The sequence below is a fragment of the Bacillus sp. V3B genome, from assembly GCF_024494465.1.
Lineage (GTDB): Bacteria > Bacillota > Bacilli > Bacillales > Cytobacillaceae > Bacillus_BD.
Map to the genome: position 1 here is coordinate 25,642 of NZ_JAETXM010000003.1, position 13,946 is coordinate 39,587.

Genomic DNA, 13,946 nt, shown 5'->3' on the forward strand with positions numbered 1-13,946 from the left:
GGTTCCTCCTTAAATAATGAATGATATCACCATCATGGTGATAATCGATCCATTCACTAGGATTAAATTCTTTATCGCAAGAGGGAAGGTTTCTGACTTCACTTGTTTTTGATTAAAGAGAGAAATATGTTTATATACGGGTAAAATAATGAGTAATGAAAGTAACATGATGGTTGGGAATATATCAAATAATATAGCTGTTAAAATGGCAACGAATGTAGCTACATAAAGTACGTTATACAAGATAACGGCGCGCTTTTTCCCTATATAGTAGGGTAATGTATACCTGTTATTGATAATATCGTCTTTTAGATCACATATATTATTCGATAACATAATATTTGCAATTGTAAATACACATGGTAATGAAACCCAACTAATTTCAGTTAATAATAAGAGATCCACTTGTAAACTCATTGTGCTTCCATTCACAAGTAGGTTTGCAATTCCTTGGTCATATGCATTGACGTACACAACTAGGAACAATATCCCAAATCCCATTGTTACACCAGAAAATACTTCGCCAAGTGGGATACGGGAGATAGGGACCGGACCGTACGTATAAAATATACCGATAATAAAGCAAAGGATTCCAATGAAAAGAACTAATAGATCAGTGCGTAAGACAAGCCAAATCCCTAATAGGATAGCTATGAGCAACATTGTAATGATGGTGAGCTTTGCTAAATTCACGGGAATATTGGCTTGGCCAATGATGTTCTCTCTTTTTCGATATTCATCTGTTGTTGCTTTTTGATAATCCATATAATTATTGATCGCGGTTGTAGTTAAATCAAAAATAAGCATGGATGCAAAAAATATTAGTGTATTAATAGGGTTAAATATATCAAAGCGATAAATAACAAATAGTAGTCCAACTAAAAACGGGAATAAACTAGCCACTTTTGTTTGAATTTCAACGAATTTTAAAAATGTGCGTAATGACATAAAACTTCCTCCCCTTTTAAGATGGTGCTATCTTTGCTATCTTAAATTCATCGTTCGTTAATTCGAAAGTCTCTTTCAAACCAGAGGTGATATACACTTTTTTATCTTGACTGACAAAAATCGCTTCTGCTCCTTTAAATTGCTCGATAAACTTAATTCCATCTTCAATTCCTTTTGAAAAAATAGATGTAGAAAGTCCATCGCCATCAATTGATTTATCAGAAACAATGGATACCCCAGCAATATCATTATGAAATGGATAGCCATCCTCTGGGTTTAATAAGTGATGGTAGGTCTCGCCATCTACTTCTAGAAATCGTTCGTAAATACCAGATGTTACAATTGATTGGTTAGATTCAGAAATTTTACCGATTGTTTCACCGCGTGAAGAAAAGGGGTTTTGGATACCAACTGTCCATTCTTTTCCAGATGGATGGTTCCCCATGACGATGATATTTCCACCTAAGTCAATGATGGCTGTTGTCACATTATTTTCTTTCAGAATGTCAACTACTTCATCTGCAATAAAGCCTTTGGCAATCGAACCTAAATCCAATTCCATGTCCTTTTTTTGTAAAAATACCGTTTGTTCTTTTTTATTTAATTCAACTTGTTCATAATCAATGAGAGGTAAAACAGCGTCAATTTCCGACTGAGCAGGTTTACGTGCATCATCATAACCTATATGCCAGAGGGAAGTTAGTGGGCCAATAGAAACATCATAGGAGCCGTTAGACTTAATACTATATTCCATACCTGCATCAATAAGCTTATAAATGTCTTCTGATACTTTCACAGGTTCAATCCCAGCTTTATCGTTTACTTTTTTAATTTCTGATTCAATATTTAAACCCGATTCCTCTTCGCTTACTGTAATCTGATCAGCCAAGGTTTTAATACGATCCAAAACAGGTTCTAGAACAGCTTCTTTTTCTGTATCATAAACTTTTACTGTGACAATGGTTCCCATTAGAAACTCTGTTTTTTTATAAGGATTTGTCGTTAATTCTGGCTTTACTGTTTCTGTGTCTTTTCCACAGCCGGCCAATAAAACCATGATCATCAATAGTGCAGGTAGTATCCCTTTTCTTTTCATGTTATTCAAAACCTTTCTTCTAAAAAGATTTAGCTAAAAAAGACTTTAGAGCAGCCTCTAAAGTCTTTAACTGATCTGTCAAACAGTAATCATGTGTAGTCTGAATTTCTTAGGTATAGTATCTCTATTTTGTATGGTAACTATTAAGTCATTTGCATAATGTTTAAGCTTCTCAGTTACGAGAGCATGGCTTAAGAAAATGTATAAGTAATCACCAAAATGATCAAACTCATATTAACTTTTTTTTTAACCAATGTCTATAGAATGTCTATAGGAGGTAATGATGCAAAACCAGTAATACCGCTCGCGAACGATAGAGAGAAACCTTGTCATACTAACTGAGATATAGATTTTATGAATGGCAATACGAGCCTTTTTAAGGGTTTTTAAACATTTAGTGAACATGTCGAAAACTGTTAAGTTTTATTGAAAAGGATAGACAATTTGTACCAACATATGTAATATATTGATTAGGTTGTTCAGTCTTTCACAATCATAACAAACAAATAGGGGTAAGATAATATTTACAGAGGGGAATGAAATACATTGGCAGATAAAAAAATCGTCATTATCGGTGCAGGTTATGCTGGTGTTCATGCAGCTAAGAAACTTGCTAAAAAGTATAAAAAAGATGAATCAGTTTCGATTACCTTAATTGATCGACACTCTTATCATACCATGATGACAGAGCTACATGAAGTAGCGGCACATCGTGTAGAACCAACTGATATTCAATTTGATTTACGAAGGCTTTTTAATCGAACGAAAGTAAACTTAGTAACGGATAATGTAACAAATGTTGATAATGAGGAAAAAGTAGTAATAACTGAACATGGGTCTTATTCATATGATTATTTAATCTTAGGGATGGGGGGAGAACCAAACGACTTTGGAACTCCTGGCGTAAAAGAAAATGGTTTTACACTTTGGTCATGGGAAGATGCTGTTAAATTACGTGAGCATATTGAAAAAACCGTGCATCGGGCATCTGGTACTCATGATGAAGCCAAACGACGTGCGATGCTAACATTTGCCGTTTGTGGTTCCGGCTTTACAGGAATTGAAATGGTAGGGGAACTTATTGAATGGAAAATTCGCTTAGCGAAAAATAATAAAATAGATGCAGATGATATTACTTTATATGTTATTGAAGCAGCACCTACGATCTTAAATACGCTTGAAAGAAAAGATGCTGATAAAGCAGAAGCTTATTTGGTGAAACAAGGAGTTAAGATTCTAAAAGATTCGCCAATCACTGAAGTAAAAGCTGATTCGATCGTCTTAAAATCGGGTGAAGAAATTGAAACACATACTTTAATTTGGACAGCTGGTGTTAAAGCGAATTCTGATACAGAAGATTATGGCATTCCTACTGCTCGTGCTGGGCGATTAAAAGTCAATGAGTATATGGAAGCAGAAGGTTTTGAGGACACGTATGTTATCGGTGACTTAGCTTATTTCGAGGAAGATGGAAAGCCAACTCCACAAATTGTTGAAGCAGCTGAACAAACAGGTTCGACAGCAGCAACAAGTATTATTGCTGAAATTAGTGGTGGAGAAAAGAAAGCATTCAGTGGTAAATATCATGGTACGCTGGTTTCAATCGGTGCTAGATACGGTGTCGCAAATCTTGGTGGTGTCAGCCTAAGTGGTTGGTTTGCTAACTTTATGAAACATATTGTTAATATCTATTATTTCCTAACAATTAGCAGTGGATATTATATCGTTCAATATCTTAAGCATGAAATCTTCCATACACGAGATAAACGGAATATTTTCCGTGATGTTACATCCCGTTATGGTAATGTCCTTTGGAGTTTCCCTTTACGTCTATTAGTTGGTTGGTTCTGGATTGATGAAGCAGGTGCTAAAATTTGGGGAGAAACGAAATGGGGGGCTAGAGATTTAAATTCCGGTCTTGGCGACGATTCATGGGTTGTTAGTGATTCTGTTAAAATGCCTTTTGAATGGTTACAAACAGCAACAAGTAGCGCAACTCCAGCTGCTGAAGCTACTACAGAAATAGCTCCACCGATTTTAGACTCTATGCCAGGTTGGTTTGAAGCAATTATGAAATTGATGATGCCAACACCTGAAGTAGCGGTCATGATGCAACAAATGGTTCCATGGGTTGAATTAATTCTCGGTGTAGGTATTTTACTTGGTTTGTTCACCTGGTTATTTAACCTTATAAGTGTAAGTATGCTTGCGATGTTCACATTAAGCGCAATGCTTGGTTGGGATAAGTTCTGGGCATTACCTGCATCAATTGCATTAATGAACGGGTCAGGTAGATTCCTTGGATTAGATTATTATGTATTACCAGCTCTTGGTAAAAGTTTAGGGAACTGGTGGTATGGAAAAGAACGAGCAATTTATAAAGATAAAAAATAATGATGATATCAATAATAAGGCGTGAGGCTATCAGTTTCACGCTTTATTATTATTTACTTTACTTTGTACAAATAAAGGAGAGAGAAAAGCAATGCTTGGTTTTTCAAACATGATTAAACGCTGGGACATTATTATTACGCTCTTACTTGTGTTGCTTTCTTTTCTTCCTGTAGCTATATTTAGTTATCAACAAGCTGGAAAAATGAGCGGTGTCGAAAGTGATAATTCAGTAAATGTGGCAGTCATTTCCGTTAATAATGAAAAAGTAAGACGTGTGACACTTACCGGGAATGAAGGAACGGATGTGTTTGATATTCATAGTTCAGCTCATGACTATAATACGGTTGAAGTGAAGGATGAGCAAATTCGTATTAAAGGGGCTAATTGCTCAGATCAAGTTTGTGTGCAATTTGGTTTTCTTTCAAAACCTGGTGAAACAGCTGTTTGTCTGCCACATAAGTTTATTATTGAAATTGAAACAGTGCGTGGAGAAATAGATGACGATCTCATTATCAGCTCCTAAAGTACTTTTTTGATTAGCTAGCTTCACTAAAAAACGTACAACTATACGGATATGGCGATTTTCAGCCCCGAATAGCGCATACCTCTTCCTCGAATTCATAAGTTAATTGAGGGTGGGCAGGGGGCTTGCGCTTTTCATCATAAACAGAAAGATTGGGAGTAAAAAGTATGACAAAAAACCAGCGGCTTGTCTATATTGCTTTACTAGCGGCCCAAGCTGTCATCATTAGCATACTTGAACGAGCCATCCCCTTTCCTTTTGCTTTTGCACCTGGTGCAAAGTTAGGGTTGGCCAATATCATTACATGTATGGCGTTATATACTCTATCGGTAAGAGATGTTAGCAAAGTAGTGGCTATTCGTCTGATACTCGCTACACTATTAGGTGGGAATTTATCCTCTTTTATGTATAGTGCAGCTGGATCGATCTTGAGCTTATTGGGGATGCTCGCCGTAAAACAATTAGGGCCTTCACGGATTAGTTTGATTGGTGTGAGCGTTGCAGGTGCAATCATGCATAATATAGGACAATTAGCGATAGCTAGTTGGATTGCCCAAACATGGACAGTCCTTCTCTACTTACCGGTTCTATCGTTTCTCGGTATTTTATCTGGGATTGCAATTGGAATTATGGCAAATTACTTACTAACTCATGTTGAAAAATTGGTTTATTATAAGTATTTAAAAGAAGAATAGAGAAGTTGATTGCTAACGAATGGCTGTCCTAAAAGAAGGTATCTTCTCTTTATGGGATAGCTTTTTTGGTTTATAGATTAAGAAAGGTAACTTTTCTGAACTAGGATAATAGTCTAGTTCCAAGCGCTCTACACTATTCTTAATTTGGACTCATTTTCACTTAATACACGTTACATTAGTCACAGATATTTCTATAAGTATAAGTCATAATAGAAACTGTTAAAATCGCAAACAATTTCTTTTGGTATATTTTTATTCAGAGAAAATGTAATGATTTAATAGATATCCTTTACCAATAATGAAGTAGTGGTGATTTTATGAGATAGACTTGTTCTTATACTAGACTGTTATTAAATAAACGTTAAGGAGCGGATTAGGAGATGCTTAATAATATTAAAAATATGATACTGAATTCAATCAAACGCTATGGAAGTGTCCTTTGGAGTTTCCCATTACGCTTATTAGTTGGTTGGTTCTGGATTGATGAAGCAGGAGCAAAAATTTGGGGAGAAACGAAATGGGGAGCTAGAGATTTAAATTCCGGTCTTGGCGATGATTCATGGGTTGTTAGTGATTCTGTTAAAATGCCTTTTGAATGGTTACAAACAGAAACAAGTGGTGCCAGTGTAGCTGCTGAAGGTGCTACAGAAATAGCTCCACCGATTTTAGATTCAATGCCAGGCTTGTTTGAAGCAATTATGAAATTGATGATGCCAACACCTGAAGTAGCTGTTTTGATGCAAAAAATGGTTCCATGGGTCGAATTACTTCTAGGTATAGCTATCGTATTAGGTTTATTCACTTGGTTATTCAATTTTGTAAGTGTGAGTATGTTAGCCATGTTCACCTTAAGCGCAATGCTTGGTTGGGATAAGTTCTGGGCATTACCTGCATCGATTGCATTAATGAGTGGTTCTGGAAGATTTCTAGGTTTAGATTACTTTATCATGCCTGCTATCGGAAAATTCTTAGATAAAAAGTGGAACGGGAGACAGTCGGGTAATTACAAGAATCAAGCAAGTTGATGATTGAAGAAATAGTGACTGTAAACGGATTAGAGAATCAAGGAGGGCTGTCCCATAAGGTGTCTGACATCTTATGGGACAGCCCTCTTTTGTCTATGTGTGAGGTGTTTTTTAGACGTTTTGTCTTTTTTCTATGCCTGACACCACAAGTTTGGCGATTTCGATGATGACATTCGTTGCTTTGATCATGTTGTCGACGGAAATATATTCGTATTTTCCATGATAGTTTTCTCCACCAGTGAAAATATTAGGAGTTGGAAGCCCCATATAGGATAACTGTGAGCCATCTGTGCCACCACGAATAGGTTCAACTTTCGGTTCTATTCCAATATTTTTCATTGCCTCATAGGCCATATCAACAATCTCTTTAACCGGTTCAATTTTTTCTCTCATATTATAATATTGATCCTTCATCTCTAGGAGGATGCTATCTTTTCCATATTCCTTTTGTAAATCATTAATGATATGGGTGAAGAGATCTTTTCTTGCTTGAAATTTTTCACGGTCGAAGTCACGAATAATATAGTCCAGTACGGTTTGTTCGACATCTCCTTGGAAAGAGAGAAGGTGGTAAAAGCCTTCATAGCCTTCCGTTTTCTCAGGCACCTCATCTGCCGGAAGTCGCGTATTAAATTCCATTGCTATTTTCATGGAATTAACCATTTTCCCTTTAGCTGTTCCAGGGTGAACGTTTGTACCATTGAAGGTAACCTTTGCTGAAGCTGCATTAAAGCTTTCATATTCAAGTTCGCCTAGTGGGCCACCATCCATTGTATAAGCAAATGAGGCGTTGAAAGCAGCAACATCAAATTTATGTGGTCCTCTTCCAATTTCTTCATCAGGTGTAAAAGCGACTCTAATTTTGCCATGCTTAACTTCTGGATGGTTAACTAAGTAATTCATGGCGGTCATAATTTCAGCGATACCCGCTTTATTATCTGCTCCGAGAAGGGTTGTGCCATCTGTAGTGATAAGGGTATGCCCTTTGTAATTCTTTAATTCAGGAAAGCTTTTAGGAGAAAGTATGACTTGCGATGCTTCATTTAATACGATTTCTTGTCCATCGTAATGTTCAACTATTTGAGGTTTTACATTTTTCCCAGTAAAATCAGTTGCTGTATCGACATGAGCTAAAAAACCGATTGTCGGAACGTCTTTTTCCGTATTGGATGGAAGAGTTGCCATTACATATCCATTTTCATCGATTGTTACCTCTTGTAAGCCTACTTCCTTTAATTCCTCAACCAATATGTTGGCGAGAGTTAGTTGTCCAGGTGTTGAAGGACATGTTTCACTTTCAGCATTTGATTGTGTATCCACTTTAACATATGAAGTAAACCGTTTCATGATTTCATCTTTCATTCATAGTCCAACTCCTTTCATTCATCCTATGAGTATCATAACACTTTTCCTATAACCCCATACTAGTATGATGCACTCAATATGGACGTTTGTTCTCTTCTAGTAGAAAAAACCCCTAGTTTCTTCTATATAGTTAAAGTTGTCCTTTGGTGGTGCCTAACACCGATGATAAGGCTTTTTATTTTACATTTTAGATGTGAAGATTTATGGTTAAACTACGGAAATGATCTTCATTTTGAAAGGATGATTACTTATGTACGAAATCGCCATTATTGGTGCTGGTGCAGCAGGTGCAAGTGCTGCTTTATTTACAGCAAAGGCTGGAAAGAAAACACTTTTACTTGATTCAAATAAAAGCATGACAGCGAGAGCTTGGATGGAAAATCACTATGGTGTAGAAGCAATGGAAGGGCCAGAACTTGTGGCAATTGGTCATAAGCAAGCGGTTAAGTTTGGTGCAGAACGAAAGGAAGAAACCGTTACAAATATTAAAGGTGAAGCAGGATCTTTTGTGATTGAAACAGAAAATGGCTCATACGAAGCAGCCTATGTTATTATCGCAACAGGTGCTTTAACGAATCTTGCTGAAGCGATCGGGATTGAAACGAAAGATCATAGAGAACCAAGATTTAAAACAGCTATTGCAGTGAATGAAGATGGAGAAACAAGTAAAAAAGGAATTTATGCAGCTGGTGCTGTTGCAGGCGTGAGTGTACATACCATCGTTACGGCTGGTGATGGTGCTCGCGTTGCGATCAATGTGATTAGTGACATCAATGGCGAACGCTATGTTGATCATGATGTTTTGAAAAAATAAGTGATTGTGACTATTTAAATACCTATAAATTCTAAAAAGCCTTGTCCTACTATTGACGAGGTTCTTTTTTGTGGTATATATGAGACATATACATTTATAAAGAAGAGGAGATAAAATTGGATCAAATGAATAATCAACCCAAAAGGATTGTCAGACTTTGTCTACTTGCTGGTGAGATCATGTTAAAAAGCGGTGCAGAAACTCATCGTGTGGAAGATACAATGAATCGAATAGCGAGCTCTTTCGGTATTCCCCACTCGCAGAGTTATGTGATTCCGACTGGAATTATCTTTTCTCTTAATCAATTGGATCAAGCAAAATTAATTCGAGTAGAAGAGCGATCAACTGATTTGTATAAAGTAGCGATTGTGAATGATATTTCCCGAAAAATAAGTAGAGGAGAACTAACGGTAGAGCAGGCGATTGCTGAATTGAAAAAAGTAGCCAATGCTAATCTTGCCTATCCGTTATGGGTTCAAATATCTGCAGCTTCAATCGTTGGTGGCGGTTTCTTAATCATGTTTAAGGGTGTATGGGGAGACTTTATTCCTGCAATGATAGCGGGAGGAATCGGTTATTATATATATATATATATACAGGGGATTATAAAAATAAGATTCTTTTCTGAATGTGTAGCAGCTTTCGTTATTGGGGTGCTCGCTTTATTAGCTGTAAAAACAGGCTTGGGCTCTGGAATGGATAAAATTATTATTGGCTCAGTGATGCCGCTTGTTCCAGGTCTTTTAATTACAAATGCTGTTCGTGATTTAATGGACGGTCATTTAGTATCCGCACTTTCAAAGGGAGCAGATGCCTTTTTAACAGCCCTTGCGATCGGTACTGGCATTGCCATTGTATTTTTCTTTTCTTAAAAAAACCCAATTATATGTAAGGACAATGATAGGGTTTTCTATTATTCTATAACGAAGCAAAAAGGGGGGGTTTTAATGGTACAACAGTTGATCACTAGTTTTATGGCCTCGGCGGGCTTTGGCTTACTTTTCAATGCACCAAAAAATTACGTGATTCAAGGTGGAGTATCCGGTATGGTCGGTTGGATTTGTTATTTTATACTTGTTGAAAAAGGAATAGACTCCGTTGTAGCATCTGTGCTTGCGGCGATTATTATAGGCGTAATTGGTCAATTTTTTGCGAAAAAGTATAAAACACCTGTCATTATTTTCAATGTTTCCGGTATTATCCCATTGGTTCCTGGTGGTTTGGCGTATGACGCGATGCGACATTTTGTTATTAATGATTATAATGTGGCCTTACAGCTGGCTGCAAAGGCCTTTCTTACTTCGGGTGCTATTGCGGCTGGACTCGTGCTGTCTGAAGTACTAAATCAGGTCATTTTTAAGACGAAGCCGCTAAAAAAATGATCTATGGGTAAAGTCTGAGTCAGTATCCTATCCATCCTTTATGCATTTTATTCAGATATAATTGACTTGAATTTCTTTAAGTATTCTCTCTTTTGGATAAGCTAATGAAAATCATTATTTGGGAGGAGTATGGAAATGACGTTCGATTGTTTGATTATTGGTGGAGGAATTGCCGGGTTGCAAGCGGCTATTCAGTTAGGGCGATATATGCATAAAGTGCTTGTTATTGATTCGGATGATGGCCGTTCAACGCTGTGTCGAAATTACCATAATATTTTAGGTTATCCTGATGGAGTGAGTGGGCAGCAACTTCGTGAAGTAGGTAAAAGACAAGCTGAACAATTAGGAATACAATTTTTGCAGGGAAAAGTTGAATCGGCTAATAAAGTAGGAGAAGAGTTCCACGTTACCGTCACAAATGGGGATACCTTTACAGGTAAGCGTGTGTTGTTGGCAACAGGTATCATGGACCGAATTCCACCTTTTTCTTCTTTGCATCCATGTCTAGGTATTAGCGTATATGTTTGCCCTGATTGTGATGGATACGAAGTAAAGGGAAAAAGAACCATTGTGATTGGGGCCGGCCCTACGGGGGTTAATATGGCAAAAACACTATTGTACTGGACGAAGGAATTGATTTATATCAATCATGAAAAAAAGCCGATTAACGAAGAAGATTTGCAAACGATGGAAGCAAATCAAATTGAGTACATAGAGGCAAAGGTAGAGAGTGTGTTAGCAAATGAATCTCAGTTGGAAGGTTTCTTACTAGAAAATGGTCAAACCATTAAGGGAAACCATGCTTTTGTTGCCTTTGGTGGAAATGAAGTGAGGTCACAGTTAGCCAAACAGCTAGGAGTAGAGTTGCTTGAGAATAAACATATGCTTGTGGATCCTCGCACGAAGATGACAAATGTTCAAGGTGTCTGGGCAGCCGGTGATGTTGTGGCCCACTCTGAGCAAGTAACGATTGCCATGGGAGAAGGTTTACAGGCTGCCATATGGATTCATAAGGATATCATTAAAGGTTCTTAATTAAAACAGTACTCGGGCTTTATAGAAGAAAGTCAATAAGCTTAGGCACTCACCCATTAACCTTCATCTGCATATTGTAAAGAGAAATGACAATAAGAAAAGCAGAGAGTATGAGGTCGGCCGCAATTGAAAGTGGCAGGACACTAAAGGGAGGAAGTTTTGTGTCAGGGAAAATAATCCAATACTTTGCTGGCGGTAATACGGCGCGTGGATTTTATAGCTTATTTGACTCCAACTTACAAAAGTTAGATCGGATATTTATCTTAAAAGGCGGACCTGGTACAGGAAAGTCAACATTGATGAAAGAGATAGGTAAAGGGTGGTGTGAAAAAGGATATAACATTGAATACTTACACTGTTCATCTGATCCAGACTCCATTGACGGTGTCATTATTCCGTCCTTATGTGTTGGAGTCGTTGATGGGACTGCACCACATGTGATTGAACCGAAAATTCCAGGAGCGGTCGAAGAGTATGTCAATCTGGGTGAGGCTTGGAATTCTGAAGAACTTGCATCTCAAAAAAATAGAGTGAGTGATTTATCCCAGGAGATTAGTGATGCCTTTCAGATGGCATACAACACATTTGCTGAGGCTCTAAGGGTACATGATAAATGGGAAAAGATTTATATCGAAAGTATGGATTTTGAAAAAGCAGATGAACTGACAAATCAATTGATTGGATCTTTTTACGGAAAAGTGACATTAAATAAGCAATCGAAAATCTACCATCGTTTCCTAGGAGCGGCTACACCAATTGGAGCGGTAGACTTTGTGCCTAATCTGACTTCAGATTTGCATAAACGTTATTTTATTAAAGGACGTCCAGGATCAGGGAAATCAACGATGTTAAAGAAAATAGCAGCTGAAGGTGAGAAGCACGGATTTGATTTAGAAGTCTATCATTGTGGCTTTGATCCACATAGCCTTGATATGATTATCATTCGGGAACTAAGTTTGGCCATATTTGACAGTACGGCTCCACATGAGTATTTTCCAAGTAGAGATGGTGATGAGATTATTGATATGTATGGAACGGTTATTGATGCGGGAACAGATGAAATCTTTGCTGATCAAATTGAGGAAGTCCGTTCCGCATATAAAGCAAAGATGGATAAAGCAATAGGCTTTCTTGCAAAGGCAAAGAGCTTGCGTGATGAACTAGAAGCAATCTATGTTAGGTCAATGGACTTTACGATTGTTGATAAGCATAAAGAAAAGATTCAAAAGGAAATCCTTCGTCTATCTGAGTTACAATAATAATGTAAGCAGAATATATTTTAAGTAGAGGACGGCACTATTATAAGGGCTGTCCTCTGCTTTTTTATAGAAACACATTCGTTATTTGCCTTAAGTGCGCGAGAAGGTAGTAAATATTTAGAATAGGTTGCCCATCTTAATAGTATTATGAACCCATATTGGAGGATTCCCTCGCTTATACAATCTACCACTACATCGTTTAAAAATTTTTCACAAAATGGGGACTTTCGAATGGAATATTTTGAGGTCCTTTCGGTATAATGGAAGTTAAGGTAGTGTAAACTTAAGTAGATTCATTTCCTGTTTTACGCTTTACACTACTAAAGGTTGTCTTGATTCGGGAGGGAGAAGAGTCCATGATGGAAACACACAAACATGAAACAGAAGCAGTAGGCAAATTGTTAAATGCAATAAGAGTAAAGCTTGAGACGTTGCCTGTACGAAATAGTAAGATCATGAAAAGCTTTGAAATCCTGGACCGACTTGAGACTGAGGCGTTAGTCGGAAAGCCACAAGATAAGATGGCGATTGAAAGACTGATTATTTTCTTGGCCTCCATTACATTGGCACCCATCAAACAAGAGCTTAACCAACTGAACCAACATTTGCAAAGGATCCACCCATAGCGTATGCATAAGATAAATGAAAGGTGTAAAAAGAAATAGGTAAAAGAGGCTAACGCAAAATGTTAGCCTCTTTGTTTATGGTTAGGAAAGTTTGTATGTCCAAAAGCGTTCATTATTGATCCGAGCCAATACAAGTGGATCGCCTTGTCTATATCTTTCCTCTAAGTCAGCCATCATCAGTTGTGCTTGTGATTCATGTGCTTGAATGGCAGCAATTTTTTTCTCAGCAAATGGAGTAATATCGTAAAAAATGTCAGCTTGGCCAATCTCCTCTTCACAACGATTGGCAAAAGCAACACAATGTAGCTTAGGTCGTTTGTTTTCAGCGATACGTTGAACTGCTTTGACAACAGCCTCTCCACAAGCATCGTGATCTGGATGCACGGCATATCCTGGATAAAAAGAAATGATTAATGAGGGATTTACTTCATCAATAATGGATGTAATATCTTTTATAAGCTTCTCTTCATCTTCAAATTCAATTGTTTTATCTCGGTATCCGAGCATTCTAAGGTCCTGTATTCCCATTGTTTTAGCTGCATTCTTTAGTTCTTCTTTCCGAATTAAAGATAATGTTTCTCGAGTAGCAAAAGGGGGATCACCCATATTGCGGCCCATTTCACCTAATGTTAGACAGGCATAGGTGACAGGTGTTCCATTTGCAATATGAGCAGAGATGGTTCCAGACACTCCAAATGCTTCATCATCAGGATGGGGAAAAACAACGAGTAGATGCTGTTCTTTTTCGATTTCCATATGACTAACTAGCTCCTTACTATATTTT

Annotated in this window: 14 protein-coding genes; 10 read left to right on the forward strand and 4 right to left on the reverse strand. The window is 37.4% G+C overall.

Features of this window, described 5'->3' with window-relative positions; translation table 11 throughout:
• Window positions 1–9: 9 nt before the first annotated feature.
• Window positions 10–948, reverse strand: coding sequence for a 1,4-dihydroxy-2-naphthoate polyprenyltransferase (menA, locus tag JMM81_RS05960; protein ID WP_256240621.1), 939 nt, complete (start codon window positions 946–948; stop codon window positions 10–12).
• A gap of 16 nt (window positions 949–964) precedes the next feature.
• Window positions 965–2,044, reverse strand: coding sequence for an FAD:protein FMN transferase (locus JMM81_RS05965; protein WP_256240842.1), 1,080 nt, complete (start codon window positions 2,042–2,044; stop codon window positions 965–967).
• A 546-nt stretch (window positions 2,045–2,590) separates the two neighbouring features.
• Here JMM81_RS05965 and JMM81_RS05970 point away from each other — a divergent pair.
• From JMM81_RS05970 to JMM81_RS05985, 4 genes are all read left to right on the forward strand, one after another.
• Window positions 2,591–4,438 (forward strand): FAD-dependent oxidoreductase, encoded by a 1,848-nt coding sequence (locus tag JMM81_RS05970; protein ID WP_256240622.1) that lies wholly within the window; start codon window positions 2,591–2,593, stop codon window positions 4,436–4,438.
• Window positions 4,439–4,529: 91 nt separating this feature from the next.
• Window positions 4,530–4,961 (forward strand): NusG domain II-containing protein, encoded by a 432-nt coding sequence (locus JMM81_RS05975; protein WP_256240623.1) that lies wholly within the window; start codon window positions 4,530–4,532, stop codon window positions 4,959–4,961.
• Window positions 4,962–5,128: 167 nt separating this feature from the next.
• Window positions 5,129–5,656 (forward strand): Gx transporter family protein, encoded by a 528-nt coding sequence (locus JMM81_RS05980; RefSeq protein ID WP_256240624.1) that lies wholly within the window; start codon window positions 5,129–5,131, stop codon window positions 5,654–5,656.
• 380 nt (window positions 5,657–6,036) lie between these two features.
• Window positions 6,037–6,681: a hypothetical protein gene (locus JMM81_RS05985; protein WP_256240625.1), complete on the forward strand. Its 645-nt coding sequence runs from the start codon at window positions 6,037–6,039 to the stop codon at window positions 6,679–6,681.
• Between the two features lie 111 nt (window positions 6,682–6,792).
• On the opposite strand, the gene pepT is transcribed toward JMM81_RS05985, so the two are convergent.
• Window positions 6,793–8,043 (reverse strand): peptidase T, encoded by a 1,251-nt coding sequence (pepT, locus tag JMM81_RS05990; RefSeq protein ID WP_256240626.1) that lies wholly within the window; start codon window positions 8,041–8,043, stop codon window positions 6,793–6,795.
• Between the two features lie 253 nt (window positions 8,044–8,296).
• On the opposite strand from pepT, the gene JMM81_RS05995 reads away from it, so the two are divergent.
• The 6 genes from JMM81_RS05995 (at window position 8,297) to JMM81_RS06020 (ending at window position 13,162) form a co-directional block, all read left to right on the forward strand.
• Window positions 8,297–8,860: an FAD-dependent oxidoreductase gene (locus tag JMM81_RS05995; RefSeq protein ID WP_256240627.1), complete on the forward strand. Its 564-nt coding sequence runs from the start codon at window positions 8,297–8,299 to the stop codon at window positions 8,858–8,860.
• A 125-nt stretch (window positions 8,861–8,985) separates the two neighbouring features.
• The gene (locus JMM81_RS06000; protein ID WP_256240843.1) at window positions 8,986–9,732 is read left to right on the forward strand and encodes a threonine/serine exporter family protein; all 747 of its coding nucleotides are present in this window, start codon (window positions 8,986–8,988) and stop codon (window positions 9,730–9,732) included.
• Window positions 9,733–9,780: 48 nt separating this feature from the next.
• Window positions 9,781–10,242 (forward strand): threonine/serine exporter family protein, encoded by a 462-nt coding sequence (locus tag JMM81_RS06005; RefSeq protein ID WP_256240844.1) that lies wholly within the window; start codon window positions 9,781–9,783, stop codon window positions 10,240–10,242.
• A 135-nt stretch (window positions 10,243–10,377) separates the two neighbouring features.
• Window positions 10,378–11,277 carry an NAD(P)/FAD-dependent oxidoreductase gene (locus JMM81_RS06010; protein ID WP_256240628.1) on the forward strand — a complete coding sequence of 300 codons (900 nt, stop codon included), beginning with the start codon at window positions 10,378–10,380 and terminating at the stop codon, window positions 11,275–11,277.
• 161 nt (window positions 11,278–11,438) lie between these two features.
• Window positions 11,439–12,536: a PRK06851 family protein gene (locus JMM81_RS06015; RefSeq protein ID WP_256240630.1), complete on the forward strand. Its 1,098-nt coding sequence runs from the start codon at window positions 11,439–11,441 to the stop codon at window positions 12,534–12,536.
• 356 nt (window positions 12,537–12,892) lie between these two features.
• Window positions 12,893–13,162, forward strand: a complete 270-nt coding sequence (locus JMM81_RS06020) for a hypothetical protein (protein ID WP_256240631.1) — start codon at window positions 12,893–12,895, stop codon at window positions 13,160–13,162.
• Window positions 13,163–13,243: 81 nt separating this feature from the next.
• Here JMM81_RS06020 and bshB2 read toward each other — a convergent pair whose 3' ends face one another.
• Window positions 13,244–13,912 carry a bacillithiol biosynthesis deacetylase BshB2 gene (gene bshB2 / locus JMM81_RS06025; RefSeq protein WP_256240846.1) on the reverse strand — a complete coding sequence of 223 codons (669 nt, stop codon included), beginning with the start codon at window positions 13,910–13,912 and terminating at the stop codon, window positions 13,244–13,246.
• Window positions 13,913–13,946 lie beyond the last annotated feature (34 nt).

Bases quoted from the DNA above. Each gene is read 5' to 3' on its own strand.
- JMM81_RS06020 (WP_256240631.1), top strand. From the start codon at position 12,893: ATGATGGAAACACACAAACATGAAACAGAAGCAGTAGGCAAATTGTTA.
- JMM81_RS05995 (WP_256240627.1), top strand. From the start codon at position 8,297: ATGTACGAAATCGCCATTATTGGTGCTGGTGCAGCAGGTGCAAGTGCT.
- JMM81_RS06010 (WP_256240628.1), top strand. From the start codon at position 10,378: ATGACGTTCGATTGTTTGATTATTGGTGGAGGAATTGCCGGGTTGCAA.
- pepT (WP_256240626.1), bottom strand. From the start codon at position 8,043: ATGAAAGATGAAATCATGAAACGGTTTACTTCATATGTTAAAGTGGAT.
- JMM81_RS05965 (WP_256240842.1), bottom strand. From the start codon at position 2,044: ATGAAAAGAAAAGGGATACTACCTGCACTATTGATGATCATGGTTTTA.
- JMM81_RS05985 (WP_256240625.1), top strand. From the start codon at position 6,037: ATGCTTAATAATATTAAAAATATGATACTGAATTCAATCAAACGCTAT.
- menA (WP_256240621.1), bottom strand. From the start codon at position 948: ATGTCATTACGCACATTTTTAAAATTCGTTGAAATTCAAACAAAAGTG.
- JMM81_RS06000 (WP_256240843.1), top strand. From the start codon at position 8,986: ATGAATAATCAACCCAAAAGGATTGTCAGACTTTGTCTACTTGCTGGT.
- JMM81_RS05980 (WP_256240624.1), top strand. From the start codon at position 5,129: ATGACAAAAAACCAGCGGCTTGTCTATATTGCTTTACTAGCGGCCCAA.
- JMM81_RS05975 (WP_256240623.1), top strand. From the start codon at position 4,530: ATGCTTGGTTTTTCAAACATGATTAAACGCTGGGACATTATTATTACG.